Genomic DNA, 26,066 nt, shown 5'->3' with positions numbered 1-26,066 from the left:
CACGACGGGTCAGCCGGAGGGCGTGAACGTGTCGACCGCGACGTCGAAGTACTCCCGCGCCTCCGCGACCTTCCCCACCGGCGCCGACACCCACACGTCGTACATCCGGCCGTCCTCCTCCCAGCACAGGTCGTAGGTGTGCCTGGGGCCCTCCGACGCGCTGAAGCCGTTCCAGGTGAACTCCCAGAGCGCGGCGGGGTTTCCGTCGTGCGTGGTTCGCGTGACCCGGCCGTCGTGGTAACCGGGGTTCGTGCTGCTGCCGCCGGCGGCGGAGCGGCGCATCACCGCCAGCGGGCCGCCGGTCTGCGGGTCGGCCATCTTGATGCCGAGGCGGAAGGTCTCCCACGGCGACATGTAGAAGACGCGCTCGCCCTGCGGGTCCCGGGTGAAGCCGTCCGGCACCGCGAGGGAGAAGCCGGCCGGGTCCCGCACCAGGCGGTAACCGGAAGGCGCGGTGTGGGAGTTCGCGGCGGCCGGGCTGGTGGCGGCGCTCCGGGTCACGGTGACCGTGGGGGTGGGTGAGGCGGACGCACTCGTCGTGGTGCCCGGCGCCGAGCTGGTCGGCGTACCGCCGCCGTCCCCGCCGCCCCCGTGCATCAGCAGCGCCGCCGCCGACACGCCCGCCCCTGCCATCGCGGCGACCAGCAGCGCCGCCACCAGCACGCCCCGCGTGGAGTGCCCGGCCGGAGGCGGCTGCGGCGGGGGCGCGGGCTGCGGGGTGTGGCGGGGGACGTCCCGCTGGGTCGGCGTGTACGCCACCGGAGGCCCCGGTGTGCGGCCCGTCTCCCGGAACGCCCGCAGCATCCGCTCCGCCTCCGCCGCGCCCAGCCGCCGGTCCGGATCACGCTCCAGCAGGCCCCGTACGACGGGCAGCAGCGGCTCGGCCTGCGCGGGCGGGTGGATCTCCGCGGCGACGACGGCGTGCAGGATGCCGCCGAGCGAGTCCCGGCGGAACGGCGACTCGCCACTCAGCGCGGTGCACAGCAGTGCGCCCAGTGACCACAGGTCGGAGGCGGGTCCGGTGCGCGACCCGGACATCCGCTCGGGCGCGGTGTACTCGGGCGAACCCACGAAGGAGCCGGTCTCGGTGAGTGTGGTGGCCCCGGAGACCTGCGCGATCCCGAAGTCGGTGAGGACGACGCGGTCCGTGCCGGACTCGACGAGCACGTTGGCGGGCTTGATGTCCCGGTGCAGGACACCGGCCTCGTGCGCCGTGCGCAGCGCGCTCAGCAGGTCGATGCCGATCCGGGCGGCCTCCGCCGCGTCGACCGGGCCGCGCGCCGCGATCCGGTCGGCGAGCGAACCGCCGTCGATCAACTCCATGACGATGTACGGGCGTTCGCCGTCCTCCACGACGTCGTGCACGACGATGATGTGCGGGTGGCGCAACTGGGCGACCGCCCGCGCCTCGCGCAGGGTGCGGTCGCGCTGCTGCCGTGCCTCGTCGTCCGAGAGGGAGGCCTCCAGGGCGAGTTCCTTGACCGCGACCCGGCGGCCCAGCAACTGGTCGGTCGCCCGCCACACCACACCCATGCCGCCGCGCCCGATCCGTGCCTCCAGACGGTACCGGCCCGCGATCACACGGAAGTCGTCCCCCTCGGTCCCCATGGGCCCATCATGCCCCACACGGACGCGACCGCTCCGGGCCGTACGCCCGGGTGGCCGACAACCGACGCCCGAAAGGTCAGGAGGCGGGCGGCTGCCAGCTCTGGAGCACCCACTTGAACTGCTTGTTCGTCTTCACCCAGTCCTTCTCGGGCGTGGACATGTAGATCGCGTACTCGGTGCCCTCGCGCGAGAAGTACGTCTCCTCGATGGCGTGCCGCGGCCCGGCGACGTACGGGGGGTCCTTCGCCAGCGCGTCCCAGGTGTACTCCCACAGCGAACCCTTGCAGTCGCGGTAGGTGTTGGTCTTCAGGGTGGTCTGCCGGTAGCCGACCAGGTGCTTTTGGAGGTACGCGTCGAGGTCCTTCTGGTGCGAGTTGGCGTCGAGGAAGTCCGGTGAGGTGTCTATGGCGATGCGGACGAAGTGCATGCCGTTGTCGGGCGAGTAGTCGATCTGCTTGATACCGCCGTCCAGGGTGTCCTCCGAGCGCTTCCAACTCCCGGCGGGCAGGGCGATGCTGAAGCCCAGCGGATCGTGTTTGGTGCTCCAGCCGGCCGGGATGCCGCCCTCCGAGGCCGGGGAGGAGGAGGCCGAATCCCCGGGAGCCGGTGCGGCGCCGGAGGCGCTGTCGTCCTGCTGCTGCTCGGAGCCGAACTTCTGCCACGCCACCGCGCCGACCCCGCCGAGGACGGCGGCGAAGGCGACGACGAGGGCGAGCGTACGCAGGCGGCGGCGCCGGGGACGGGCGGCCGCCGGGGGCTGGGCAACGGCCGGGGGCGCGACCGCCGTCGGTGTGGTGACGGGGCCCTGGCCATGACTCTGGCTGTGGCTGTGGTTCTGGCCGTACGGGGGCGCAGCCGCTTCCGGGGAGTACGGCGTCCCCGACCCGCTGGAGTACTGGGACCCCGATCCGGAGGAGTACTGCGGTCCCGTCCGCGTGAACGACCCGTCGTGCTGCGTCGGTACGAACGCCTGAGCCGCGCTCGGCCGTCGCCCCTCCGCGGCCTCCGCGAGCATGTGCTCCGCCTCGTCCGCGCCGGGCCGCTGCGCCGGGTCCTTGCACAGCAGGGCGGTGATGACGGGCCCGAGCGGGCCGGCGTACTGCGGCTCGGTGGCCTCCTCCTCGACGACCGCCTGCATGGTGGTCAGCGGCGAGGTGCGGCGGAACGGAGAGCGGCCCTCGACGGCCGTGTACAGGGTGGCGCCGAGCGCCCACAGGTCGGAGGACGGGCCCGGGTCGTGGCCGCGCACCCGCTCGGGGGCCAGGTAGTCGACCGAGCCGACGACCTCTCCGGTACGGGTGATGGTGGTGTCGCCCTCGATCTGCGCGATGCCGAAGTCGGTGAGCAGGACCCGGCCGTCCCGGCCGAGCAGGACGTTGCCCGGCTTGACGTCACGGTGCAGCACCCCGGCGGCGTGCGCGGCACGCAGCGCGCGCAGCACCCACAGGCCTATGCGGGCCGCCTCCCGCGGCTCCAGGCGCACTTGCTCCTTGACCGCGTCGGCCAGCGAGTTGCCCTCGACCAGCTCCATCACGATCCACGGACGGCCGTCGTGCTCCAGTACGTCGTGCACGGTGACGACGGCCGAGTGGTTGATGCGCGCGGCGGCGCGGGCCTCGGCCCGGGTACGGGCGAGCAGGACCGCCTGGTCGCTCTCGGACACGTAGAGCGCGGCGGTCAACTCCTTGACGGCGACCGTCCGGTGCAGCACCTCGTCGTGGGCGCGCCACACCCGGCCCATGCCGCCGCTGCCGATGGATTCGGCGAGCCGGTAGCGGCCCGCGATGAGCAGGCCCTGCATCTGATTCACGTTGCCCCGCAATGCTCTTGACAGGGTCAGACTAAGGACCTACCTGCCGACAGGGAACAAGCGGGGGGTCATGGAGACAGCACTGTGACGGTTTTCGCTTCGCGGGACCGGAGGCAACCATCGGGCGGTGGTCTCGGCGTCACCCGGTGTACCGGTAGGTGGCCGACGCCTGCTCGTACAGCCGCGTCACCTCGTCACGCTCCGCCTCCGGGCCGCGGACCTGCACGATGTGGTAGCGGCCGTCGATGAGGATCGCGATGTTGCGTACGAACAGGTCGCGTCCGTCGCCGTCGGTCCAGGTGAACTGCCCCTCGGCCATGGTCCGTCCGCCCACCTCGATGGTCCTGAGTCCGGTGGCCGTGGCCCAGCTGGAGTCGCGGTAGGGCTGGAGCTCGCTCTCCTTGTCCCGCTGGTACGCCATCGGGTCGCTGCCGTACTTCGACGCGCCGTCCCGCCCCGATACGACGATGAGCTCGAAGTTCCCGTGGGAGTAGACCACTTCTCCGCGCCCGTTCTTGGGCGTGCGCGTCCATCCCTTGGCGACGGCGACCTGGAAGCCCTCGGAGTCCTTGCTCAGGGTGAATCCGTCGGCGACGTCCGGGTTCGTGGTGGTCTGGGTCTCGGTGGAGGGGGCCGACCGGGAGGAGCCCGGATCCGTGCTCGGCGAGGTCCCGGCCGACGACGGCGAGCCGCTGGGGGTGGGTGCCTGACTCGCGTTCCCCGCGGCTCCCGTGCGGTCGCCGCTCGCCGCTCCGCCGCTGTTCTCGGACTTCGGCATGAAGAGCATGGCGTAGGCGACCGCGCCGGCCAGCAGGAGCAGGATCAGCAACAGCAGGGTGCGGCCGAGGCTGCGGGGCGAGCGCGCCTCCTGCCTGGCCCGCTTGTGCCGGCCGTGCGCGCTGGTCGCGGGCAGCCCGGCGCGCCGCCTGCGCACCAGCTCGCCGCGCCGGCGCACGATCGGCAGCCGGCTGGGGTCGGGGGGCGGCGCCGCTATCACGTGCGTACCGGCCTCCGGCTCGGGCGCGGAGCGCACGAGTGAGCGCAGCCAGCCGCCCAGCTCCTCGAAGTCGAGCCGCTCGGTGGGGTCCTGCCGCAGCAGCGACTCCACCACGGGCCTGAGCGGCCCGCACTCCTCCGCGAAGGCGGGCGGTTCCGCGCACACCAGCTGAACCAGCTCGGCCGTCGACTCCTCCGGGTACGGCGCGTGTCCCTGTACGGCCCGGAAGAGCAGCGCGCCGAGCGCCCACAGGTCGGTGGCCGGGCCGATGGGGGCCGCCAGCTGCCAGTTCTCGTGCACCGGGCCGGCCTGTTCCGGCGCCCACCGCTCGGTCACCGGCCCCACCACGGTCATCCGCACCTGCCGTGCCCGCTCCGCGGCGAGGGGGGTGGCGGGGGCGGAGGGGGTGCGGCGGGCCGGGGCGTCCCAGTGGGGTGCGGTGCCGCCGGTGCCCGTGGTCTCTCCCGTGGTCTCCCCCGGGGGCAGCGCCGTGCGCGGCTGACCGCCGGTCACGGCCGGGGGCACGGCTTCGGGGGCGCTGCGCGGGGCGGCGCCGCGCCAGGGCGCGGCCCGCACACCGTAGGGGTCGGCGATCTGGCCGGGGGGCGTCGTGCCGGTCCGCTGGTCGGTGCCCTGGGCCGGGACGGTGTACGGCGGCTGGGCCGAGCCGTTCGCCTGGGCCGTGACGGCGGTGTCGTCCTCGGTGGGCGGGCGGGCGCCGGGCAGCGCGGCCCGTCCGTTCTGCTGGGCCTCCTGCACGCGCGCCGCGGCCCGCGCGCCCGCGCGGTACGCGGCGATCGCCCCGGCACGCGCGGCCCTGATGTCCCCGCCGCTCTCCAGCTCCCGGCGGGCCGGCGTACCCGGGCCCGGACCGGCGCCCGTCTCCTCCGCGCCGGGAGCGAGCCCCCCGGCAGCGCGTGCCTGGATCGCGGCGCGCCGGGCCGCCTCGGGATCCACCTCTCCGGCGGCCACCCCACCGGGTGCTCCCGGGGGGACGGGACCGGTGAGGCCGTCGGGGCCGTCCCCGGTCGGTCGCTCGGGAAAGCCGTCCTGGGCGGGCACCGGGTCGTACCCGGAGAGCGCCTCCTCCGCCGCGCCGACCGCGAGACCGGTCAGCATCACGCGCCCGTCGTCGCATATCAGTACGGTGCGCGCGGTGATGTTGCGGTGGACCCAGCCGTGGCCGTGCAGCACCCGCAGCGCCATCAGCACGTCGGAGGCGACCTCCGCGGCCCGGTACGGCGTCAGCGGCCGCTCCGCCAGCAGCGCTGCGAGCGGACGCGCCGCCACCAGCTCGCTCACTATCCACAGCGAGCCGCCCTCGGCAAAGACGTCGAAGACCTGGTCGAGCCGCGGGTGGTCGGGGATGCGGGCCGCGGCCTGCGCGGCCTCGACGGCACGCCGCACCGCCGGGTCGGCGGGCTGCCGGGTGGCGGCCCGGGCCGCCGGAGGGCGCCGCGCTCCGCTCTGACGCGCCGTGAAACCGTCGGGCAGCCCTTCCGCGTCGAGCACCTCGGCCTCGACGACCTCCGGCAACGGGACCTGGCGGACCAGGACTTCCTGCCCGCTGTAGGTGTCGAAGGCCCGGGTCTCGGTGAGTTCGTACTCGTCGGAGGGCGGCAGCGGCAGGCGGTAGCGGTCGGCGAGTACCCGACCCGCATAGTCGTCCACAGTGCCTCCCCCGGCCACCCGGTTGGTCAAATCCGCTCGCGGCGCGGCCCGTTCTGTACGCATACGTGGATGCGTACGGTCCGCAACCACTCACGATACGTGCCAGAGGCAACCTGCATTGAGGGATGCCGGATTCTCCCGCCCCGAACCGGCTCCGGATCAGCTCACTTCTTCGGCTGGAAGGACGTCGTCAGGGTCTTCCAGGTGTCCTTGCGCAGCTCGCCGCCCCACTTGGCCGCCTTCGCTGTGTACATGAGCGCGTACGCCTGATGGCTGTTGACGACGAATCCGCGGTCGATCGTCCGGTACTTCGTCCCGCCCTCGGCGTAGGTGAACTCCCAGTCGGCCGTGTTCCACCCGCGGTAGTCCACGGACTCTATGCGGATCCGCTTGTACTGCGCCTTCACCATGTAGCGTTCCTGGTTCTTCCAGTCCGCCACCGGGTCGTTCTTGGGCGTGCTCGTCCAGGCCACGAGCAGCTTCTGCCCGTCGGGCCCGGTGAAACGGTCTCCCGCGGCGTCGCCGGTCTGGAACTTCCAGCCCTTGGGCAGCCCGATCGAGTACCCCTGACCGCCCTTGTAGGTCGACACCGCCGACGCGCTCGATCCGCCGGAACCCGACGAGCCGTTGTCGTCCTCGTTGTCGGCGGTGTTCGCGCTCGCGACCGTGCCCGGCGTCGTGGAGGTGCCGGTCGTGGTGGACCCGGAATCGTCACCGTCCGTACGCGTGCCGCCGCCCTTGTCCTCCTTGGTGCCGGCGCCCGAGCCGCCGCCGGCCCTGCCGCTCGCGCTCGCGCTCGCCACGGCCTTGCCGCCGCCGCTCTTCGCGCCCTTGGAGGAGTCGCTGTCGTCACCGCCGAACACCACGGCCAGCACCGTGCCGAGGACGGCGAGCGCCACGACGACCGCGATGATCACCAGCGTCCGCTTGGGCACCACGTCTGTGAGCGGCGCCCTGGGCACGGTCCTGGGCGGCAGATCCAGGTCCGGCGGCGGCACCACGGGCCACCCCGAACTCGGCTTCTTGGCCCCCTCGCCCGACCGCTGCCCCGGCACGGACGAGGACGGAGACGGGGATGAGGACGAGGGCGAGGGCGACGACGACGCCTTGGCCGCGGCTCCGGCCGCGGCACCGGTCGACTTCCCCGCGGAGGGCTTCCCGGCAGCCGCTCCACCGGTCGCCGCGGCCGCTCCGGACCCGGCACCGGCACCGGCACCCGCGCCGACGGCGCCGCCGTTGCCGCTCTTCGTCCGCGACGCGGAGCCGGAAGTGGCCGTCCCCGACGCCACGGCCTTGCGGACGGAACGCAGCGCCCCGCGCAGCTTCTCACCGGGCTCCTTGCCCGAACCGCCTTCGCCCGCACCACCCTTGTCGTCGGACCCGCCGGGCAGCGCCGGCAGCGGGACGACGCGGGTGGCGTCCAGGACGTCCGGCCCGGGCGCGTTGATCACCGCGTCGAGCAGGGCCCGGGCGCCGGCGTCGGCGAGCCGCTTGTCCGGGTCCTTGTTGAGCAGCCCGTAGATGACGTCCCTGAGCGGGCCGGCGTTCTTGGGCTCTTCCAGCGGCTCGGTCATCACCGCGGTGAGCGTGGCGATGGCCGACCCCTTGTCGTAGGGCGGGGCGCCCTCGACCGCCGCGTACAGCAGGCCGCCGAGCGACCACAGGTCCGCCGCGGGGCCGGGCTTGTGGCCGCGGGCACGCTCCGGGGAGATGTAGGAGGGGGCGCCGACGAGCATGCCGGTCGAGGTGATGGACGGGTCGCCCTCGACCTGCGCGATGCCGAAGTCGGTGAGCACGACCCGGCCGTCCTCGGCGATGAGCACGTTGGACGGCTTCACGTCCCGGTGCAGGATGCCCTCGCGGTGCGCCGAGCGCAGCACGTCGAGGACCGCGAGCCCGACCTCCGCGGCGCGCTTGGGCTTCAGCACGCCGTCCTCGCGGATGACCTCGGCGAGGGACTTGCCCTCGACCAACTCCATCACGATCCAGGGCCGGTCGTCCTCGTCGACCACGTCGAAGACCGTCACCGCGCTGTTGTTGCGGATCCGGGCGATCGCCTTGGCCTCGCGCAGGGTGCGCGTGATCAGGCGCCGCTTCTCCTCCTCGTCGATGTTCGTCGGGAACCGCAGTTCCTTGACGGCGACCGTCCGCCCGAGGGTCTCGTCCTCGGCGCGCCACACCGTGCCCATGCCGCCGCGCCCGAGTACGTCTCCCAGCCGGTACCGACCCGCGAGAAGACGCCCCTCGTTCTTGTCCTGACGAGTCTCCTGACGGGATGTCCCCGCCCGCTCCGCCTCCGACATGCGTCCCCTCATGCAACCCGCCCTGACAGAGCCTCCATTGTCCCTCACCCGACAAGTGCTCGACGCCCAGGGGGCCCCGGACTCGGCCGGAGGCCCGTGGAACGTGCGGGCCGGGTGAGGTGGGGTTCGGCATATCGGGATGAGGGCGGCGACAAAGGGCCGGACGGCACCAGGCCGTACGAATCGCGCGGGCCTCCCGTCGGCCTACAACGGCACGATGTCCGGCGCCCCCAGCCGCGCCGCGTCCGCCGTCAGGTCGTCAGGCTGACGCTGCGACTCCCGCTCGGCCTCGACCCGCTTCTCGTAGTGCTGGACCTCGCGATCGATCTGGTCCTTGTCCCAGCCGAGCACCGGCGCCATCAACTCGGCGGCCTCGCGGGCGCTGCGGGTGCCCCGGTCGAAGGTCTCGATGGAGATGCGGGTGCGGCGGGTGAGTACGTCGTCCAGGTGCCGGGCGCCCTCGTGGGAGGCGGCGTACACCACCTCGGCGCGCAGATAGTCGTCGGCGGCCTGCAACGGCTCGCCGAGGCCGGGGTCGGCGGCGATGAGGTCCAGTACCTCCTCGGCGTTCGAGCCGTACCGGTTCAGCAGGTGCTCCACCCGCACCACGTGCAGCCCGGTCCGCGCGGCCGTGCGGGCACGCGCGTTCCACAGCGCCCGGTAGCCCTCCGCGCCCAGCAGTGGGACGTCCTCGGTGACGCACTCGGCGACCCGCATGTCGAGCCCGTGCACCGCCTCGTCGACGGCGTCCTTCGCCATCACCCGGTACGTCGTGTACTTGCCGCCCGCGACGACCACCAGCCCCGGCGCCGGATGGGCCACGGTGTGCTCCCGCGACAGTTTGCTGGTCGCGTCGGACTCCCCGGCGAGCAGCGGGCGCAGTCCCGCGTACACGCCCTGGACGTCGTCGCGCGACAGGGGCACCGAGAGCACCGAGTTGACGTGTTCCAGCAGGTAGTCGATGTCGGCGCTGGAGGCGGCCGGATGGGCCTTGTCGAGGTCCCAGTCGGTGTCGGTGGTCCCGACGATCCAGTGCCGGCCCCACGGGATGACGAACAGGACCGACTTCTCCGTGCGCAGGATCAGCCCCGTCGTGGAGTGGATGCGGTCCTTGGGGACGACCAGGTGGATGCCCTTGGAGGCGCGGACGTGGAACTGCCCCCGCTCGCCCACCAGTGCCTGGGTGTCGTCGGTCCACACCCCGGTGGCGTTGACGACCTGCTTGGCGCGGACCTCGTACTCGCCGCCGCCCTCGACGTCCTGCACCCGGGCGCCGACGACCCGTTCGCCCTCGCGCAGGAACCCGGTCACGCGCGCGCGGTTGGCGGCAAGGGCGCCGTACGACACCGCCGTGCGCACGAGGGTCGCCACGAAGCGGGCGTCGTCCATCTGGGCGTCGTAGTACTGGAGGGCGCCGACCAGCGCGTCCTTGCGCAGGGCGGGCGCCACCCGCAGGGCGTGACGGCGGCTCAGGTGACGGTGCATGGGCAGGCCCCGGCCGTGGCCGCGGGCCATCGACATCGCGTCGTAGAGGGCGACGCCCGACCCGGCGTACCAGCGCTCCCAGCCCTTGTGCTGGAGCGGGTACAGGAACGGCACCGGCTTGACCAGGTGCGGGGCGAGGCGCTCCAGCAGCAGCCCGCGTTCCTTCAGGGCCTCCCGGACGAGCGCGAAGTCGAGCATCTCCAGATAGCGCAGGCCTCCGTGTATGAGCTTGCTGGACCTGCTGGAGGTGCCCGACGCCCAGTCGCGGGCCTCGACCAGTCCCGTGGACAGGCCGCGGGTGACGGCGTCCAGCGCGGTGCCCGCGCCGACCACTCCGCCACCGACGACCAGTACGTCCAGTTCACGCTCGGCCATGGCCGCCAGGGACTCGGCGCGCTGCGCCGGCCCCAGTGTCGCTGTCCTCACCGCTGCCTCCCGCTACTCCGTCATCGGTTCGCGTAGGCCGCACCCGCTGGGCGAAGCCCGGTTCCTCTCCCCCCCATGCCCAAAATTCTGACCGGCTTGCCCCACTTCAGCCACCACGTACCCCCAGCCTGTGGACAACCGGCGCGTGACCAGCGGAAGACGCGGAAGACACAAGAACGCAATCCCGCATCAAGGTCATATTTACTCCTAGTCTGACATTGCGCCCGTCCATCTTGTCCACCGGGCTTGCGCACCTGTCCCGCTTCGGCTACTGGGAAGGACGGCTCACGCCACATGCCCGCAGACCTCGCCGTCATCGGACTCGGCCCCTACGGACTCCCCCTGGCCCAGGCCGCCGTAGCCGCCGGCATCCCCACGCTCGGATACGCCGCCGGCCCCGACTCCGGCTCCCTCAGCCCCGCCGAACTGCGCCGGATGCTCGCGCGGGGCTTCCGGCCGACCGACGACCCCGCGGCGCTGGGCCGGGTGCGCACCGCCGTGATCTGCGCGCCGACCCCGCGCGGGGCGGACGGCGGGCTCGGCCTCGGCCAGGTCGAGACGGCCGCCCGCACCCTGGCGCAGCGGCTGCGCCCGCACACCACGGTGATCCTGGAGTCGCCCGTGCACCCCGGCACGACCGAGGAGTTCCTCCGCCCCCTGCTGGAGGAGGGCTCGGGACTGCGCGCGGGCCGCGACTTCCACCTCGCCTACTCGCCCAGCCGCGTCGACCCCGGCAGCCGTGACTTCACCCCGGCCAACACACCCAAGGTCATCGGCGGCCTCACCCCCGCCTGCACCGAGTCGGCCGCCGCCTTCTACGGGCGGCTCACCGACAAGGTGGTACGCGCGCGTGGCCCGCGCGAGGCGGAGACGGTGCAGCTGCTCGAGACCAACTACCGGCACGTGAACATCGCCCTCGTCAACGAGATGGCGGTGCTCTGCCACGACCTGGGCGTCGACCTGTGGGACGTCATCCGCTGCGCGGAGACCAAGCCGTTCGGCTTCCAGGCCTTCCGGCCGGGCCCCGGCGTCGGCGGCCACGGGCTCGCACAGGACCTGACCGGGCACACCGGCCGCAATCTGCGCATGGTGGAACTGGCCCAGCAGGTCAACAGCCGGATGCCCCGGTACGTCGTCCAGCGCGCCGCCGCGCTGCTCAACGAGCACGGCAAGTCGGCCCGCGGCGCGCGGGTGCTGCTGCTGGGCGTCACCTACAAGGCCGACCTGGCCGACCAGCAGGAAACGCCCGCGCAGGAGATCGCCGTCCGGCTGATGGGGCTGGGCGCCGCGGTCAGCTACCACGACCCGTACGTGGGCTCCTGGAGCGTCCTGGACCGTCCGGTCCCACGCGCGGACGCCCTCTACGAGGCCGCCGCCGAGGCCGACCTCACGATCCTGCTCCAGCAGCACCGCACGTACGACCTCCAGGGCCTGTCGGTGAAGGCCCAGCTGCTGCTGGACACACGGGGGGCGACACCGGCGGGGACCGCGCACCGGCTCTGAGCGGACCGAGCGGGGATCCCGGGCCGATAACGCCGTCGTTCCGGGCGCATAACGCCGTCGTTCCGGGCGAAAAACGCCGTCGGTGTTGTCGTCGGTGCCTGCTAATGTCCCCACTCGTCGCACAGCCGTGCGCGCCTTACTTCGGGGGGATTCCTGTCATGAGCCAGTCAGCTCCGCCGCCGCACTCCGAGTCGCAGCCCCAGCCGGCCGACGCCAACCCGTACGCCCAGCAGGCCCCCGCCGGGGCCCCGTTCGCCCCGCCGGTGCCGCCCGCGCCGCTCCAGAAGGACAACGTCGCCCTCGGCCTGGCGGCCGCTCTCGGCGCCGCCCTGGTCGCCGCCGCCCTCTACGGCGTGATCATCGGCCTCACCAAGCACGAGATCGGCTGGGCCGCGGTCGGCGTCGGCTTCGTCATCGGCCTCACGGCGGGCAAGGTGGGCGGCCGCAACCCCGCCCTCGGGGTCGTCGGCGCGGCGCTCGCGCTGGGCTCGGTCTACATCGGCCAGCTGGTCGGCGAGGCCATGATCGGCGCCGACCAGGTCGGCGTGAGCTTCTCGAAGCTGTTCTTCCAGCACTTCGGCCTCGTCCAGGAAGCTTGGAAGGCAGACGCCGACCCGCTCACCTTCCTCTTCTTCGCCCTCGCCGCGTTCGCCGCGTTCTCCGGCGCCAAGAAGGCTGCCGCCTGACAGCAGGGCAAACGAAGGGCCCGTCCACCCGAGGTGGACGGGCCCTTCACGTCACACGCGCGCAGCAACCGAGCCCCGAAAGGGGCGCGGGGCTGTTCCGACATGCGGCTGCCGCCGCGTGGGCGCGACCAGCCCCCACCGGCCCGCGCTGAACGAACCGCCAAGCCAGCGCAGCGTCACCGCCGGTGCTGGCTGTCCGCCACCGTCACCTCGACCCGCTGGAACTCCTTCAGCTCGCTGTAGCCGGTCGTGGCCATCGCACGACGCAGCGCGCCGAAGAAGTTCATCGAACCGTCGGGGAAGTGGGACGGGCCGGTGAGGATCTCCTCGATGGTGCCGACCGTGCCGAGGTCGACCTTCTTGCCGCGCGGCAGCTCCTCGTTGACGGCCTCCATGCCCCAGTGGTGGCCCTTTCCGGGCGCGTCCGTCCCGCGGGCCAGCGGGGAGCCCATCATCACCGAGTCCGCGCCGCAGGCGATCGCCTTCGGGAGGTCTCCGGACCAGCCGACGCCACCGTCCGCGATCACGTGCACGTACCGGCCGCCGGACTCGTCCATGTAGTCGCGGCGGGCGGCGGCCACGTCGGCCACGGCCGTGGCCATCGGGACCTGGATGCCCAGCACGTTGCGCGTGGTGTGCGCGGCGCCGCCGCCGAAGCCGACCAGGACGCCGGCCGCGCCGGTGCGCATCAGGTGCAGGGCCGCGGTGTAGGTGGCACAGCCGCCGACGATCACCGGGACGTCGAGTTCGTAGATGAACTGCTTCAGGTTCAGCGGCTCGTGCGAGGACGAGACGTGCTCCGCCGACACCGTGGTGCCGCGGATGACGAAGATGTCCACGCCCGCGTCCACGACCGCCTTGGAGAACTGGGCCGTGCGCTGCGGGGAGAGCGCCGCGGCGGTGACCACGCCGGAGTCGCGCACCTCCTTGATGCGCGCGCCGATCAGCTCCTCCTTGATGGGCGCGGCGTAGATCTCCTGGAGGCGGCGGGTCGCGGCCTCGGCGGGCAGCTCCGCGATCTCGTCGAGCAGCGGCTGCGGGTCCTCGTACCGCGTCCACAGGCCCTCGAGGTTGAGCACGCCCAGACCGCCGAGCTCACCGATGCGGATCGCGGTGGCCGGGGAGACGACGGAGTCCATGGGGGCGGCCAGGAAGGGCAGCTCGAAGCGGTAGGCGTCGATCTGCCAGGCGATCGAGACCTCCTTCGGGTCCCGCGTACGGCGGCTGGGGACGACGGCGATGTCGTCGAAGGCGTACGCCCGGCGGCCGCGCTTGCCGCGCCCGATCTCGATCTCAGTCACGTCTGTGGCCTTTCCACGAAAGCGTTCAGCGCCTTCCAGTATCGCCGACGGGTACGACAAGGGCGGCCCCGGATGCTCCGGGACCGCCCCCGATGCGCCTTACGCCACGCCTCACGCGCGCGTGCGCGTCACTTGCGGCTGTAGTTCGGTGCCTCGACCGTCATCTGGATGTCGTGCGGGTGGCTCTCCTTCAGGCCCGCGGAGGTGATCCGCACGAAGCGGCCGTTCTCCTGGAGGTCGGGCACCGTCCGGCCGCCGACGTAGAACATCGACTGGCGCAGACCGCCGACCAGCTGGTGGACGACCGAGGAGAGCGGGCCGCGGTAGGGCACCTGGCCCTCGATGCCCTCGGGGATCAGCTGCTCGTCGGAGGCGACGCCCTCCTGGAAGTAGCGGTCCTTGGAGAACGACCTGCGGTCGCCGCGGGTCTGCATGGCACCCAGGGAGCCCATGCCGCGGTACGACTTGAACTGCTTGCCGTTGATGAACAGCAACTCGCCCGGCGACTCCTCGCAGCCCGCGAGCAGCGAGCCCAGCATCACCGTGTCGGCGCCCGCGACCAGGGCCTTGGCGATGTCGCCGGAGTACTGGAGACCGCCGTCGCCGATGACCGGGACACCGGCCGCCTTGGCGGCGAGGGCGGCCTCGTAGATGGCGGTGACCTGCGGGACGCCGACGCCGGCGACCACACGGGTCGTACAGATCGAACCCGGGCCGACGCCGACCTTGATGCCGTCGGCGCCCGCGTCGACCAGCGCCTGCGCGCCGTCGCGGGTGGCGATGTTGCCGCCGATGACGTCGACGCCGGAGGAGTTGGACTTGATCTTGGCGATCATGTCGCCGACCAGCCGGGAGTGGCCGTGCGCGGTGTCGACGACGATGAAGTCGACCCCGGCCTCGATCAGGGCCTGGGCGCGCTCGAAGGCGTCACCGGCCACACCGACCGCCGCGCCGACGAGCAGGCGGCCCTCGGCGTCCTTCGCGGCGTTCGGGTACTTCTCCGCCTTGACGAAGTCCTTGACCGTGATCAGACCCTTGAGGACGCCCTCGTCGTCGACCAGCGGCAGCTTCTCGATCTTGTGCTTGCGCAGCAGCTCCATGGCCTCGACGCCGGAGATGCCGACCTTGCCGGTGACCAGCGGCATCGGCGTCATGACCTCGCGCACGCGGCGCGAACGGTCGGTCTCGAAGGCCATGTCACGGTTGGTGACGATGCCGAGCAGCTTCTTGGCCGGGTCGGTGACCGGCACGCCGCTGATCCGGAACTTCGCGCACAGCGCGTCGGCCTCGGCGAGGGTGGCGTCCGGGTGCACCGTGATGGGGTCCGCGACCATGCCGGACTCCGAGCGCTTCACCAGGTCGACCTGGTTGGCCTGGTCCTCGATGGAGAGATTGCGGTGCAGCACGCCGACGCCGCCCTGGCGGGCCATCGCGATCGCCATCCGCGACTCGGTGACCTTGTCCATGGCGGCGGACAGCAGCGGGATGTTGACCCGTACGTTCTTGGAGACGTACGAGGCGGTGTCGATCTCGTCGGGTGCCATGTCCGACGCGCCAGGCAGCAGCAGCACGTCGTCGTAGGTCAGCCCGAGTGTCGCGAATTTACCGGGCACTCCGTCGACGTTTGCAGTCATGACACCTTCCCCAAATGGCCTTGATCGGTGCGGATGTCCATGCTAACGGGAAGCTTGGCTAGCAAATTCCACGGTTCTGTGTGACCGCGGTCTTCGTATGTTCGTACTGAACCAGAGCGGCGCCCGTTCAAAGAACGTACTCGCCGCAGGGCGGTTCACTGCTCGGCGAGCGCCCGCAACCGGCTCAGCGCCCTGTGCTGTGCCACCCGGACCGCGCCGGGTGACATTCCCAACATCTGGCCCGTCTCCTCCGCCGTCAAGCCCACCGCGATGCGCAGCAGCAGCAGCTCGCGCTGGTTCTCGGGGAGGTTGGCCAGCAGTTTCTTCGCCCACTCGGCGTCGCTGCTGAGCAGGGCGCGCTCCTCGGGGCCGAGGGAGTCGTCCGGGCGCTCCGGCATCTCGTCCGAGGGGACGGCCGTGGACCCGGGGTGGCGCATCGCGGCGCGCTGGAGGTCGGCGACCTTGTGCGAGGCGATGGCGAAGACGAAGGCCTCGAAGGGACGGCCGGTGTCCCGGTAGCGCGGCAGGGCGAGCAGGACCGCGACGCAGACCTCCTGCGCGAGGTCCTCCACGAAGTGGCGTGCGTCGCCCGGGAGCCGGGACAGACGGGTGCGGCAGTAGCGCAGCGCGAGGGGGTGGACGTGGGCGAGCAGGTCGTGCGTGGCCTGCTCGTCGCCGTCGACGGCGCGATGCACGAGCGCACCGAACGTCCCCTGAGCCGTGCCCGCCTCGTCGTCGCGCATCGGTCCATGGTGCCTTGCGGCCGTCCGGTCCGTCGCATCGTGCTCGTGGTTGTGCACCGAAGCGTTATGAGCAGGTGCGCCGGCACTCATTCCCTGCGCCCTCCCCTTCCGCTCGACCGACTCGTCCCCGAGGAACTCCACAACTCAAGGATGCGGCATCCGCGACGAAACGAGCGTCGGTCAACCGACAGGCCTCTTCACCGGGCGGCTCGGACAGCCGCCGGGCACCCCCGTCAGAGCCTGTCGCGAAAGTCCCTGCGGGTGCGGGACCTGCACGTCGGCACGCCCCCAGCCGTCGGCCGGGGGCACCCCCGTCGTGACGGGTGCCTCGCCCGCCCTTCGTGCGGGCGACGGGACTTTCGTCACAGGCCCCAGGGCTCACCGTCCTACCGGACCAGTCCCCACCGGAAACCGAGCGCGACCGCGTGCGCCCGGTCCGAGGCGCCGAGCTTCTTGAACAGGCGCCGGGCGTGGGTCTTGACGGTGTCCTCGGAGAGGAACAGCTCGCGGCCGATCTCGGCGTTCGAGCGGCCGTGGCTCATGCCCTCCAGGACCTGGATCTCGCGCGCGGTGAGGGTGGGCGCGGCGCCCATCTCGGCGGAGCGCAGCCGGCGCGGGGCCAGCCGCCAGGTCGGGTCGGCGAGGGCCTGGGTCACCGTGGCCCGCAGCTCCGCACGGGAGGCGTCCTTGTGCAGGTAACCCCGGGCGCCGGCGGCGACGGCGAGGGCCACGCCGTCGAGGTCCTCGGCGACGGTGAGCATGATGATGCGCGCGCCGGGGTCGGCGGACAGCAGCCGGCGCACCGTTTCCACGCCGCCCAGGCCGGGCATGCGCACGTCCATCAGAATGAGGTCCGAGCGGTCCGCTCCCCAGCGGCGGAGGACTTCCTCGCCGTTGGCCGCGGTCGTCACGCGCTCGACGCCGGGCACGGTCGCGACCGCGCGGCGCAGCGCCTCTCGGGCAAGCGGGGAGTCGTCGCAGACGAGGACGGATGTCATGGCCGCCCTCCGCAGCTGATGCGCGTCACCTTGAGCCTCCAGGCTGGTACGGAATCGTCACCTGTGCGGTCGAACGTCTCGGACGCCTGCCCGAGCACTTGTGTTTTCAACCGCCTCCGCACTCTCAACGACGGTCACTCGAAAGAGTTACGGGGCTGCATGCCATCTTCGGCACTCTACGTGAGGGTGCCGACACGGTGCAGACATGCCCGGCGGACCTTCGACTTTTCATCACAACCTATGCCCCATTCAGTCCTTTTTCGTACCGTTTTTCGGTGTCTGGGGCTAGATTCTCAATGAGTCATATTTTCATCTCCTTAGACCGGAGATGTACGGTCGTTGGCACGGTATCCGCCCAGAACGGTTACAAGGGGTCACGCAATGGCAGATTTCTCCCGCCTTCCCGGACCGAACGCGGACCTGTGGGACTGGCAGCTCCTGGCTGCCTGCCGCGGGGTCGACAGCTCGCTCTTCTTCCATCCGGAGGGCGAGCGCGGGGCGGCTCGGAGCGCTCGAGAGAACTCGGCCAAGGAGGTCTGCATGAGGTGCCCGGTCCGCGCGCAGTGCGCGGCACACGCTCTGGCGGTGCGCGAGCCGTACGGCGTGTGGGGCGGCCTGACCGAGGACGAGCGCGAGGAGCTCATGGGGCGGGCACGGAACCGGCTGGTGTCGGCGTCGTCGACCAGCGGGGACACCGCCCCGAACAACTGAAGGAACGTTTCTGCATATTTCTGCCCCAGCCCCATGGGCACGCGGACGCGTGCCCATTTCTCTGCGATTCTCCGCTCAGGGGCGCCTCAGCGACGCGCCGCCCGGGCCAGCTGCTCCAGCGTGGCCGCCACCGCCGGCACCTGTGCCAGGTCGGGCAGGGTGAGGGCGACGATCTCCCGGCGCACCGCCGGTTCCAGCGCGAGGACGCGGGCACCCCTCGGCCGTACGGACTCGATCGCGAGCTGGGGCAGCACGGCGACCCCCAGACCCGCGCCCACCAGTCCGACCACCGCCGGGTAGTCGTCGGTGGCGAAGTCGATGCGGGGCGTGAAGCCCGCGCTCTCGCAGACCTCGACCAGTTGCCCCCGGCAGCGCGGGCAGCCCGCGATCCAGGGTTCCCCGGCCAGTTCGCCGATGGCCACCGACTCCGCGCGCGCGAGGCGGTGCCGTTCGGGTACGAGACCCACCAGGCGGTCCGTCAGCAGCGGCCGTACGACGAGGTCGGCCCACTCGGCCCGCTCCTCGGCGCCCGTGGCCCCCTCGTACCGGAAGGCGAGCGCCACATCACAGTCGCCCTCGCGCAGCAGTTCGACGGACTTCGGGGGCTCGGCCTCCTCCAGGGAGACCCGGGTGCCGGGGTGGGCGGCGCGCAGGGCGGCGAGGGCGGTGGGCACGAGGGTGGAGCTGCCGCTGGGGAAGGAGACCAGCCGTACCCGGCCCGCCCGCAGCCCGGCGATCGCGGCGACCTCCTCCTCGGCGGCGGTGAGCCCCGCCAGGATCCCGGTCGCGTGCCGGACGAGCGCCTCGCCGGCCTGGGTCAGGCGCATCTCCCGGCCGCTGCGGACCAGCAGCGGGGTGCCGACCGACGCCTCCAGGGCCTTCATCTGCTGACTGACCGCGGGCTGGGTGCAGCCCAGTTCACGCCCCGCCGCCGAGAAGGAGCCGGTGGTGGCGACGGCGCGCAGGACGCGGAGATGACGGGCCTCTATCACGCCACGAGCATAAGCCCGCCTTGGGGCAGGCTCCCAATATTGCGTGGACGCTTTGAGGAGCGCTCCCGTACCGTGCGGGCATGAAGCTTCTCTCGGTCAATCTGGGCCGTCCGCGGGCCGTGCCGTACACGGACCAGCCCGAGGGCGTGACGGGCATCGACAAGCGCCCGGCCGACGGGCCGGTGCGGGTGGCGGCCCCGGGCCCCAAGGGGGTGGGCGGGAGCGGCCTCGCCGGGGACACGGTCTGCTCGCTGCGCCACCACGGCGGGGACGACCAGGCGGTGTACGCGTACGCGCGGGAGGACCTCGACGCCTGGGAGCGGGAGCTGGGCCGGTCGCTGGCCGACGGGCGTTTCGGCGAGAACCTCACGACGAGCGGTCTGGACGTCTCCGGGGCGCTGATCGGCGAACGCTGGCGGATCGGTTCCGAGGTGATCCTGGAGGTGACCTCGGGACGGATCCCCTGCCGTACGTTCCAGGGCCACCTGGGCGAACGGGGCTGGGTGAAGAGGTTCACCCGGAAGGGCGCGACGGGTGCCTACCTGCGGGTGATCGAACCGGGTGAGATACGGGCGGGCGATCCGATCGAGATCGTGCACCGGCCGGACCACGAGGTGACGGCGGCGATGCAGTTCCGTGCGGTCACCACGGAGCGGGAGCTGCTGCCGCGCCTGCTCGCCGCCGGCGCGGCGCTGCACCCGGAGTCGCTGGCGGCGGCCCGTAAGTACGTGGCCGGTCAGGGCGGCTGAGGGCCTGTCACCGTAGCGGACGCCGTCAGTCCGGGTAACTACCCTTGGGCCATGACAACGGCTCTGATTACGGGATCGACCGCGGGCATCGGTGCCGCGTTCGCACGGCGGCTGGCGGCGGACGGGCACGATCTGGTCCTGGTGGCACGGGACACCAAGCGGCTGCGCGAACAGGCGACCGAGCTGCACGACCGGCACGGCATCGAGGCGGAGGTGCTGACCGCCGACCTGGCGGCCGACGACGGCATCGAGGCGGTCGCGGCCCGCCTGGGCGACCGGAGGAACCCGGTCGACCTGCTGGTCAACAACGCGGGCTTCGGCAACAAGGGCCGCTATCTCGACGTCTCGATGGCCGACGAGCTGCGGATGCTGAAGGTGCACTGCGAGGCGGTGCTCCGGCTGACCTCGGCGGCGGCCGAGGCGATGCGGGAGCGCGGGCGCGGCGGCGTGGTCAACGTGGCCTCGGTGGCGGCCTTCGTCCCGCGCGGCACGTACGGCGCGTCCAAGGCGTGGGTCGTGCAGTTCACCCAGGGCGCGGCGAAGGACCTGGCGGGCAGCGGCGTACGGCTGATGGCGCTGTGCCCCGGCTTCGTGCGCACGGAGTTCCACGAGCGGGCCGGCATGGGCACGGACAACATCCCGAACTGGATGTGGCTGGACGCCGACAAGCTGGTCGCGGCGGCGCTGGCCGATCTCGCGCGCGGCAAGTCGCTGTCCATCCCCGACCCGCGTTACAAGGCGCTGATGGGTCTGGTGAAGGTGGCGCCGCGCGGGCTGCTGGGCGGGATCAGCTCTCGGACGGGACGCAGGTACGGGCCCCAGTAGCGGACGGGTGGCGCCGTCGGTCCGGTGCGAAAATAGGACATGACGGAACACGGAACCGGACCAGGGGGCCGGAGGCGGCGTCATGACCTTCGTACAGCTCATCGAGTGCAGGACCAGCCGGTTGGACGAGATGAACCGGCTGCTGGACGACTGGGTCGAGCAGACCAAGGGGAAGCGGACCGCGATGCACACGGTCCTCGGCAAGGACCGCTCGGACGCGTCGCACATCGTCGAGGTGGTGGAGTTCCCGTCGTACGAGGAGGCGATGCGGAACTCGAACCTCCCGGAGACCGACCGGATCTTCCGGGGCATGGTCGCCCTGTGCGACGAGATGCCCACGTTCACCGACCTGGACGTGGTGCGGGACGAACCGTTGTACGCGCAGACCGTCCGCCGCTTCTACGAGGCGCTCGCCACCCCGGGTGACCTGCCGCCGCTCAACGACCTGCTGGACGAGGACATCCACAGCCACGATCCGGTCAACCCACAGGACACGATCGGGCTGGACGCAGCCCGGAGCGAGTACCGGATGTGGCGGGGCGCCTTCGACTTCACCTTCACGGTCGAGGACGTGATCGCCCAGGGCGACCGGGCCTGCGCGCGGTGGACCTGGAACGCCACGCACACGAAGGACTTCCTGGGGATCCCCGCCACCGGAAAGCCGGTCACCATGACCGGGACGACCATGTTCCGCTTCGGCGACAACGGCAAGATCGCCGAGCTCTGGTGGCAGCACGACCAGTTGGGCCTGATGCAGCAGCTGGGGGCGCTGGACGGGCTGGAGCGATAGGTCCCTCCAGCCCACCGGGTTGCCGGGCTCTGACTTTCGTCACGCCTACGGTTACGCCGCCCGTCAGCCGTCCTGGTCGGCCAGCATGACGTGGCAGCGCGACCAGTGCACGGTCCACTCGCCGTCGAAGTCGTAACCGGCCTCGCTCACCTGCTCGGTCGCCCGTTCCAGGACACGGCGCAGTCCCTCCAGGGTCCCGGTGTCCGGCAACTCGCCGCCGGGTTCCGAGACGGGCTCGCTGTAGAAGACGTGCTGTTCTCCGCAGCGCGTCCCCATGACCTGGACGGTGGGGGTGTCATCGTCGTTCTCGATCGAGGCGTCGTAGCGGATCTCGTCCGACTCCTCGTCCAGGTCGTCACCGGAGGAGCCGAAATCCCCGTCGACGTACAGGGGATCCCGCTCACAGCGGAACCAGTCCACACGCCATGGGCCGCCCGTGTCCCAGCTCTCCGTGTCCAGCTTCCTCTGGGCGACTTCGGTGAGGACGGTGAGGCCCTGGATCGAGTCCGCGCGGTAGTCCGGCGGGAGTTCGCCGCTCAGACCGAAGGACGGGTCCTCTCCCATCCCTCCGGCGTAGGCGTTCACGAGTTCGAGGGTGCAGGGATCGTCGTCGCCGCTCTCGTCGGCCTCGTCACCTCGATGGCGGTCGACCTTCGCGTAGCGCTCCACCTCCGGCTCACAGTCCCAGCAGAGGCCGGGCATGCCGTTGCAGCCGCCGGTGTACGTCTCGTCGGTCTCGTCGGTCTCGTCGGTCTCGTCGGTCTCGTCGGTCGGCCCGGTCTCCGTGGACGCCTCGGCCGGCTCCTCGTCCGGAGGGGGAGGAGTGGGCCGCGACGGGTTGAGGCAGACGGCCTCAAGTGGTGCTCTTCCGCCGACACGGGTGGTGTACAGCCATTCCGGTACCTCGCCGCTCCTGCTGACGGGGCGTGCCTGTAGGGGCCGGTCCGTGCTGCGGTAGAAGGCGATGTCGCAGAGGTCGTCGAGCCACTGGTCGAAGATCTCGTCGGTCCCCGGCCGGCCGAGGCCGCTCGACTCGGCCGTGCGGAACAGTTCCCGTGCGGCGGCGAGGTCGATGACCGGAATGCCGGAGCGGCCCGGCTCGGTCTCGGAGGGAACGGGCATGACGGGAGCCTCCCGGAGTCGAAAGGACCCCGGTAGCGCACTGCCGCACCCCGGTGATCTGCACTTTCCCGCGCCCTTCGCGCGGGTCGGACGTGATCGTCCGACACTGGAACGCACGACCGAGCGGGAAGCTAACACCGGTTTCGATCTTCCGCAAGATCTTCACGACCCCTTGATTTCGCAGCCGTGATCATGAAATCTTCCGGCCGGTACCCGCACTGATCTCCCTGCACGACGCGTAAGGGGGTCTTCGTTCCACAGGAGGCCCTTGTGCACGCGCACGACACCGACGCAGCAGTCACGCCCCGTAACTGGAACCTCTACCGGACCACGGTCATGGACATCCGGTTCCCGGGCCGAACCATTCGGATCGAACCACGGCCTTCGGGCGCGGCCGAGGGTTCCTTCCCGGAACCGGCCGGCAGCGCCACCATCCATGTGATCACCGCCTGGAACCCCCTCGGCCACACCGCGCCGGCCGGCGACAACGCCCGTGCCCAGTCCCGCTTGCTCGACGAGATCCGCCGCCGTCGTCTCACCTCGTGGTCCGCGGTGGGAGGCGACGCGCGCGGCACTCACCGCGAGGACAGCGTCGCCGTCGTCGGCCTGAGCGATGTCGCGGCGCGCGACTTGGGACACCGCTTCGGCCAGGACGCGATCTTCGCCTGGACGCCCGACGCCTGGCGCCTCCTGGCGTGCGGCACCGGTGCCACGGCGGTCAGCGGATGGGCGGCGTCCGACAGGGGCTGGTCCACCGGCCCGGGTCAGCGTTGACGCGGGCAGGAGAAGAGCGATGGGCATGTACCCCATGCGTACCCCGGACCACTGTCCGCGCTGCGGCAGGCGTCTCGCCGGTCCACCGGCCGAACGGGTGAGAGCCGACGGCTTCCCGGCCGAGGTGACGTACGCGACCGATCCGGTGTGCGGCGCGCGCTGGCACGTGTGGGACAGGACGTCACCCCTGCGCCGTCTGGCCCGCCCTCACGTGGACGGAACGGACGACGGCACGGACGGCCAGAGCTGACGTCGCGCCGCGTCGTGGGCCTTCGTTCGTTCGGGCGGCGACAACGTCGGTGTCGCCGTAAGATCATTCGTTACCGTCTCGTGACCGTTTGAGCTCGTGGCCATCATCTGAAATGACCATTTTGAGCTGTCATGCATTCGGCACGAGAACGGGACTCCGCATCGCCCACCGGCAGCGCCGCGGCATCGCGCCGCGGTGGCCGCCGCCGGTCCTCCCACCGCCGGGGCGGTCCGCGCCGCCGGGGCCGGGCCTACCTGGTCGCCGCGTTGGTGACCGCCGGTCTGCTGGGCTCGACGGCGTTCTTCCTGGACGGCGGACGAAGCGACGCGTCGAGCGCCGCACCGCGCGCCCGGCGCACGGTGCACATCAGCCCCACGCCCACACCGACCCCCACCCCCAAGCCCAAGCCGACACCCAAGCCCAAGCCGAGCGCGCCCCCGCCTCCGGCCCCCACCAAGAGCGATGTCCCCTCGACCGGCACCGGCACGTTCGTCACCGCACAGGCGAGAGGCGCGAAGGTCGGTCAGGGCAAACACCTGCTCCGCTACACGGTGCAGGTCGAGACCGGGCTCGGCATCTCTCCGGACCAGGCGGCGCACGAGATCGCCGGCATACTCGCCGCTCCCCGGGGCTGGACCCGAAGCGGGGTTTCCTCGTTCCAACTGGTGGGCGCGGGGCAGCCCTATGACCTCAAGGTGAAGATCGCGACCCCGGGGACGGCGGACGCCCTGTGCTGGGCGGGCATTCACCAGGACACGCACGGCGAGTACAACTGCGAGATTCCCGACGGGGTGGTCGTGAACCTCAAACGCTGGGTGCGGGGCTCGCCCACCTTCGACGGTCCGATCCATGACTACCGGGCGCTGATCGTCAACCACGAGATGGGGCACTTCCTGGGCTACACGCACACGACCTGCCCGGGTCCCGGGCGACTGGCCCCCGTGATGATGCAGCAGATCAAGGGCCTGCACGGATGCGTCGCAAACGCCTGGCCCTACGACAAGAACGGCGCCTTCGTCTCCGGACCGCACGCGTAGCCCATATCCACCATGGAGTCGTCGGATTCCTGTGAATCTTGACCGATCAACGCATTCGTCCCCTACGATCCGCCCCTCAATGGATGCGGGCCTCTGGGGCGCGCCGAGGGGGAGGGCTGGGGGATGGCCGAAGACTGGCGGGGTGTGGTGAGCGGGGTCGCGTACTGCCTGATCTTCGATCGGGAGCTCGACGACGCCGTGGTCGAACGGGTCACCGGGTTCCTGCTCAGGCAGCCCCTGTACCGGCTGGAGCCGGAGGAGCAGTACCAGGCGCTCCTCCAAGCGGTCGAGTCCGGCGCGGATCTCGCCTCCCCGATCGCCGAGCAGCACAGCGGCGAGGACCTCCGGGACTTCCTGCGGCGGGTGCTGGCCCGGATGGACGCCCTGCGCCCGTGGCCCGTTCCGCCCTACCTGCGGCTGGACGGACACCGCTTCCCGGAGGAGTTCTCCGGCACCCGGACCATCGCCCGGATAGCGGTGGACCGCAACCACATCGGCGCGCGGATCGGCTGGTGGGACACCGTCCAGCGGGACGGCAGGGAGTGGGACGTCCTCCTGCTACGACTCGCCTCCGGCGATGAGGTCGCCCTGGTCGTCGCCGCGGGTGCGGCGGGCCCCGTCGAGCTCCGCCACGCCGACCCGGGCCGCCCGGCCCGCTCGGTCCTGAAGGCGTTCTGCGCGGCGACCGGCTTCACCCGGCGAGAGGTCCGGCCGACCGGCCTGGCGGCCCTGCCGTGGTTCTTGGGCTGACCGGCTGAGGGGCGGTCGGCAACCGACCGCCCCTCCTGCGCGGCCTCCCCGACGACGGCGCCCCCGTCCACCGCCCCGGCGGCCTACTGCGCTACCTCCTCCGCGAGGTACCGCCCCTGCCCTCACCCCAACCGTCGCCCGCCCGTAAGGAGTCCGCCCCCACCGGCCTCTCCACACGCCTGTCCGAACTTCGCGAATGCGAGGGCGACCACGTACAGGCGACCCTGTTCCGGCCGGTCGAGGACGAAACGCGCTGCCCGCGCTGCGCCGACGCGAGAACAGAGGCACCCACGTTCAAAACGCCTGATCACAACGGGAGTTGGAGTGTTATCGTCCCCGCATGGCTGAACTGATCGCTCCCACGGCACGGTTGCGTTCCTCGTGGCTCGCGGCGCGTGACGAGTGGCAGCCCGGTGCTCACCAGGACGGGACCGGCCTGCGTCTGGCCGGTGACGACGACCTCGACAGCCCGGACGGGTTCGCCGCATGGGTCGAGCGTCTGCGGCAGCAGTCGGACCGGTCGCTGCCTGTCGGGGAGGGACGCGTCCACGCCACCCACTGGTGGATCGTCGACGGCGAGACGTACCTCGGGGCCATCGACCTCCGGCACTACCTGAACGCCGTGCTGCTGGAAGGCGGCGGACACATCGGCTACAGCGTCCGGCCTTCCGCCAGACGACGCGGACTGGCCACGTGGGCGCTGGGAGCGGTTCTGCGCAAGGCGCCGGCGCTCGGCCTGGACCGGGTCCTGCTCACCTGTGACGACGGCAACGTCGGGTCGGCGCGCACCATCGAGAGCAACGGTGGCGTCCTCGAAGAGGTACGCAGCACCGGGATCGGGGTCAAGCGCCGCTACTGGATCACTCTCGACTAGCCGCAGTCGACGGCGTGCCGGGGCTTC

Annotated in this window: 22 protein-coding genes; 11 read left to right on the top strand and 11 right to left on the bottom strand. The window is 71.7% G+C overall.

Annotation, left to right across the window (positions count from 1 at the left end; all coding sequences use genetic code 11):
• Nucleotides 1-9: 9 nt before the first annotated feature.
• From ACFY01_RS37285 to ACFY01_RS37265, 5 genes are all read right to left on the bottom strand, one after another.
• Nucleotides 10-1,608 (bottom strand): serine/threonine-protein kinase, encoded by a 1,599-nt coding sequence (locus tag ACFY01_RS37285; RefSeq protein ID WP_390740205.1) that lies wholly within the window; start codon nucleotides 1,606-1,608, stop codon nucleotides 10-12.
• A 76-nt stretch (nucleotides 1,609-1,684) separates the two neighbouring features.
• Entirely contained in the window at nucleotides 1,685-3,409 is a 1,725-nt protein-coding gene (locus tag ACFY01_RS37280) for a serine/threonine-protein kinase (protein WP_390740204.1), read from the bottom strand.
• A 148-nt stretch (nucleotides 3,410-3,557) separates the two neighbouring features.
• Nucleotides 3,558-6,086 (bottom strand): protein kinase, encoded by a 2,529-nt coding sequence (locus tag ACFY01_RS37275; RefSeq protein WP_390740203.1) that lies wholly within the window; start codon nucleotides 6,084-6,086, stop codon nucleotides 3,558-3,560.
• 164 nt (nucleotides 6,087-6,250) lie between these two features.
• On the bottom strand, nucleotides 6,251-8,389 hold the full coding sequence (locus ACFY01_RS37270) for a serine/threonine-protein kinase (RefSeq protein ID WP_390740312.1): 2,139 nt from the start codon (nucleotides 8,387-8,389) through the stop codon (nucleotides 6,251-6,253).
• A 204-nt stretch (nucleotides 8,390-8,593) separates the two neighbouring features.
• On the bottom strand, nucleotides 8,594-10,300 hold the full coding sequence (locus ACFY01_RS37265; protein ID WP_390740202.1) for a glycerol-3-phosphate dehydrogenase/oxidase: 1,707 nt from the start codon (nucleotides 10,298-10,300) through the stop codon (nucleotides 8,594-8,596).
• Between the two features lie 294 nt (nucleotides 10,301-10,594).
• Between ACFY01_RS37265 and ACFY01_RS37260 the strand changes: the two genes are divergently transcribed.
• Together ACFY01_RS37260 and ACFY01_RS37255 are read left to right on the top strand one after the other, a co-directional pair.
• Nucleotides 10,595-11,803: a nucleotide sugar dehydrogenase gene (locus tag ACFY01_RS37260; RefSeq protein ID WP_390740201.1), complete on the top strand. Its 1,209-nt coding sequence runs from the start codon at nucleotides 10,595-10,597 to the stop codon at nucleotides 11,801-11,803.
• Between the two features lie 158 nt (nucleotides 11,804-11,961).
• A complete protein-coding gene (locus tag ACFY01_RS37255; protein WP_390740200.1) occupies nucleotides 11,962-12,489 on the top strand; it encodes a hypothetical protein in 528 nt (175 codons plus the stop codon).
• A 176-nt stretch (nucleotides 12,490-12,665) separates the two neighbouring features.
• Here ACFY01_RS37255 and ACFY01_RS37250 read toward each other — a convergent pair whose 3' ends face one another.
• The 4 genes from ACFY01_RS37250 to ACFY01_RS37235 form a co-directional block, all read right to left on the bottom strand.
• Nucleotides 12,666-13,790 carry a GuaB3 family IMP dehydrogenase-related protein gene (locus ACFY01_RS37250; protein ID WP_390740199.1) on the bottom strand — a complete coding sequence of 375 codons (1,125 nt, stop codon included), beginning with the start codon at nucleotides 13,788-13,790 and terminating at the stop codon, nucleotides 12,666-12,668.
• Nucleotides 13,791-13,918: 128 nt separating this feature from the next.
• Nucleotides 13,919-15,424 (bottom strand): IMP dehydrogenase, encoded by a 1,506-nt coding sequence (gene guaB, locus ACFY01_RS37245; RefSeq protein WP_390740198.1) that lies wholly within the window; start codon nucleotides 15,422-15,424, stop codon nucleotides 13,919-13,921.
• A gap of 155 nt (nucleotides 15,425-15,579) precedes the next feature.
• The gene (locus tag ACFY01_RS37240) at nucleotides 15,580-16,167 is read right to left on the bottom strand and encodes a sigma-70 family RNA polymerase sigma factor (protein ID WP_361447966.1); all 588 of its coding nucleotides are present in this window, start codon (nucleotides 16,165-16,167) and stop codon (nucleotides 15,580-15,582) included.
• A gap of 386 nt (nucleotides 16,168-16,553) precedes the next feature.
• A complete protein-coding gene (locus tag ACFY01_RS37235; RefSeq protein ID WP_003948568.1) occupies nucleotides 16,554-17,165 on the bottom strand; it encodes a response regulator transcription factor in 612 nt (203 codons plus the stop codon).
• Nucleotides 17,166-17,546: 381 nt separating this feature from the next.
• Here ACFY01_RS37235 and ACFY01_RS37230 point away from each other — a divergent pair, with 381 nt between their 5' ends.
• Nucleotides 17,547-17,876: a WhiB family transcriptional regulator gene (locus tag ACFY01_RS37230; protein WP_132856135.1), complete on the top strand. Its 330-nt coding sequence runs from the start codon at nucleotides 17,547-17,549 to the stop codon at nucleotides 17,874-17,876.
• An 86-nt stretch (nucleotides 17,877-17,962) separates the two neighbouring features.
• On the opposite strand, the gene ACFY01_RS37225 is transcribed toward ACFY01_RS37230, so the two are convergent.
• Nucleotides 17,963-18,868 carry a LysR family transcriptional regulator gene (locus tag ACFY01_RS37225; protein ID WP_390740197.1) on the bottom strand — a complete coding sequence of 302 codons (906 nt, stop codon included), beginning with the start codon at nucleotides 18,866-18,868 and terminating at the stop codon, nucleotides 17,963-17,965.
• An 80-nt stretch (nucleotides 18,869-18,948) separates the two neighbouring features.
• On the opposite strand from ACFY01_RS37225, the gene ACFY01_RS37220 reads away from it, so the two are divergent.
• The 3 genes from ACFY01_RS37220 to ACFY01_RS37210 all read left to right on the top strand — a co-directional run bounded on the left by ACFY01_RS37220 (nucleotide 18,949) and on the right by ACFY01_RS37210 (nucleotide 21,232).
• Nucleotides 18,949-19,617 carry an MOSC domain-containing protein gene (locus ACFY01_RS37220; RefSeq protein WP_390740196.1) on the top strand — a complete coding sequence of 223 codons (669 nt, stop codon included), beginning with the start codon at nucleotides 18,949-18,951 and terminating at the stop codon, nucleotides 19,615-19,617.
• 51 nt (nucleotides 19,618-19,668) lie between these two features.
• Nucleotides 19,669-20,442: an SDR family NAD(P)-dependent oxidoreductase gene (locus ACFY01_RS37215; protein ID WP_390740195.1), complete on the top strand. Its 774-nt coding sequence runs from the start codon at nucleotides 19,669-19,671 to the stop codon at nucleotides 20,440-20,442.
• Between the two features lie 82 nt (nucleotides 20,443-20,524).
• Nucleotides 20,525-21,232: an ester cyclase gene (locus ACFY01_RS37210; RefSeq protein ID WP_390740194.1), complete on the top strand. Its 708-nt coding sequence runs from the start codon at nucleotides 20,525-20,527 to the stop codon at nucleotides 21,230-21,232.
• Nucleotides 21,233-21,295: 63 nt separating this feature from the next.
• Here the strand turns inward: ACFY01_RS37210 and ACFY01_RS37205 are convergent, their stop codons facing one another.
• Nucleotides 21,296-22,354, bottom strand: a complete 1,059-nt coding sequence (locus ACFY01_RS37205) for a hypothetical protein (RefSeq protein WP_390740193.1) — start codon at nucleotides 22,352-22,354, stop codon at nucleotides 21,296-21,298.
• A 270-nt stretch (nucleotides 22,355-22,624) separates the two neighbouring features.
• On the opposite strand from ACFY01_RS37205, the gene ACFY01_RS37200 reads away from it, so the two are divergent.
• The 5 genes from ACFY01_RS37200 (at nucleotide 22,625) to ACFY01_RS37180 (ending at nucleotide 26,039) form a co-directional block, all read left to right on the top strand.
• Nucleotides 22,625-23,128 carry a DUF3293 domain-containing protein gene (locus ACFY01_RS37200; RefSeq protein WP_390740192.1) on the top strand — a complete coding sequence of 168 codons (504 nt, stop codon included), beginning with the start codon at nucleotides 22,625-22,627 and terminating at the stop codon, nucleotides 23,126-23,128.
• Between the two features lie 19 nt (nucleotides 23,129-23,147).
• The gene (locus ACFY01_RS37195; RefSeq protein ID WP_390740191.1) at nucleotides 23,148-23,378 is read left to right on the top strand and encodes a hypothetical protein; all 231 of its coding nucleotides are present in this window, start codon (nucleotides 23,148-23,150) and stop codon (nucleotides 23,376-23,378) included.
• Between the two features lie 131 nt (nucleotides 23,379-23,509).
• On the top strand, nucleotides 23,510-24,415 hold the full coding sequence (locus ACFY01_RS37190; RefSeq protein WP_390740190.1) for a DUF3152 domain-containing protein: 906 nt from the start codon (nucleotides 23,510-23,512) through the stop codon (nucleotides 24,413-24,415).
• Nucleotides 24,416-24,538: 123 nt separating this feature from the next.
• Nucleotides 24,539-25,165: a hypothetical protein gene (locus ACFY01_RS37185; RefSeq protein ID WP_390740189.1), complete on the top strand. Its 627-nt coding sequence runs from the start codon at nucleotides 24,539-24,541 to the stop codon at nucleotides 25,163-25,165.
• A gap of 340 nt (nucleotides 25,166-25,505) precedes the next feature.
• Complete coding sequence (locus ACFY01_RS37180; RefSeq protein ID WP_390740188.1) at nucleotides 25,506-26,039, top strand: GNAT family N-acetyltransferase; 534 nt, start codon at nucleotides 25,506-25,508, stop codon at nucleotides 26,037-26,039.
• Nucleotides 26,040-26,066 lie beyond the last annotated feature (27 nt).

The organism is Streptomyces sp. NPDC001480, assembly GCF_042894725.1.
Lineage (GTDB): Bacteria > Actinomycetota > Actinomycetes > Streptomycetales > Streptomycetaceae > Streptomyces.
The sequence above is the reverse complement of the archived record's forward strand: the minus strand, read 5'-3'. Positions and strand labels throughout refer to the sequence as shown.

What these genes read in the sequence shown, in the direction of transcription:
- ACFY01_RS37285 (WP_390740205.1), bottom strand. Translation starts at nt 1,608, where the DNA reads ATGGGGACCGAGGGGGACGACTTCCGTGTGATCGCGGGCCGGTACCGT.
- ACFY01_RS37280 (WP_390740204.1), bottom strand. Translation starts at nt 3,409, where the DNA reads ATGCAGGGCCTGCTCATCGCGGGCCGCTACCGGCTCGCCGAATCCATC.
- ACFY01_RS37270 (WP_390740312.1), bottom strand. Translation starts at nt 8,389, where the DNA reads ATGTCGGAGGCGGAGCGGGCGGGGACATCCCGTCAGGAGACTCGTCAG.
- ACFY01_RS37260 (WP_390740201.1), top strand. Translation starts at nt 10,595, where the DNA reads ATGCCCGCAGACCTCGCCGTCATCGGACTCGGCCCCTACGGACTCCCC.
- ACFY01_RS37255 (WP_390740200.1), top strand. Translation starts at nt 11,962, where the DNA reads ATGAGCCAGTCAGCTCCGCCGCCGCACTCCGAGTCGCAGCCCCAGCCG.
- guaB (WP_390740198.1), bottom strand. Translation starts at nt 15,424, where the DNA reads ATGACTGCAAACGTCGACGGAGTGCCCGGTAAATTCGCGACACTCGGG.
- ACFY01_RS37240 (WP_361447966.1), bottom strand. Translation starts at nt 16,167, where the DNA reads ATGCGCGACGACGAGGCGGGCACGGCTCAGGGGACGTTCGGTGCGCTC.
- ACFY01_RS37235 (WP_003948568.1), bottom strand. Translation starts at nt 17,165, where the DNA reads ATGACATCCGTCCTCGTCTGCGACGACTCCCCGCTTGCCCGAGAGGCG.
- ACFY01_RS37230 (WP_132856135.1), top strand. Translation starts at nt 17,547, where the DNA reads ATGGCAGATTTCTCCCGCCTTCCCGGACCGAACGCGGACCTGTGGGAC.
- ACFY01_RS37220 (WP_390740196.1), top strand. Translation starts at nt 18,949, where the DNA reads ATGAAGCTTCTCTCGGTCAATCTGGGCCGTCCGCGGGCCGTGCCGTAC.
- ACFY01_RS37215 (WP_390740195.1), top strand. Translation starts at nt 19,669, where the DNA reads ATGACAACGGCTCTGATTACGGGATCGACCGCGGGCATCGGTGCCGCG.
- ACFY01_RS37210 (WP_390740194.1), top strand. Translation starts at nt 20,525, where the DNA reads ATGACCTTCGTACAGCTCATCGAGTGCAGGACCAGCCGGTTGGACGAG.
- ACFY01_RS37205 (WP_390740193.1), bottom strand. Translation starts at nt 22,354, where the DNA reads ATGCCCGTTCCCTCCGAGACCGAGCCGGGCCGCTCCGGCATTCCGGTC.
- ACFY01_RS37195 (WP_390740191.1), top strand. Translation starts at nt 23,148, where the DNA reads ATGGGCATGTACCCCATGCGTACCCCGGACCACTGTCCGCGCTGCGGC.
- ACFY01_RS37190 (WP_390740190.1), top strand. Translation starts at nt 23,510, where the DNA reads ATGCATTCGGCACGAGAACGGGACTCCGCATCGCCCACCGGCAGCGCC.
- ACFY01_RS37185 (WP_390740189.1), top strand. Translation starts at nt 24,539, where the DNA reads ATGGCCGAAGACTGGCGGGGTGTGGTGAGCGGGGTCGCGTACTGCCTG.
- ACFY01_RS37180 (WP_390740188.1), top strand. Translation starts at nt 25,506, where the DNA reads ATGGCTGAACTGATCGCTCCCACGGCACGGTTGCGTTCCTCGTGGCTC.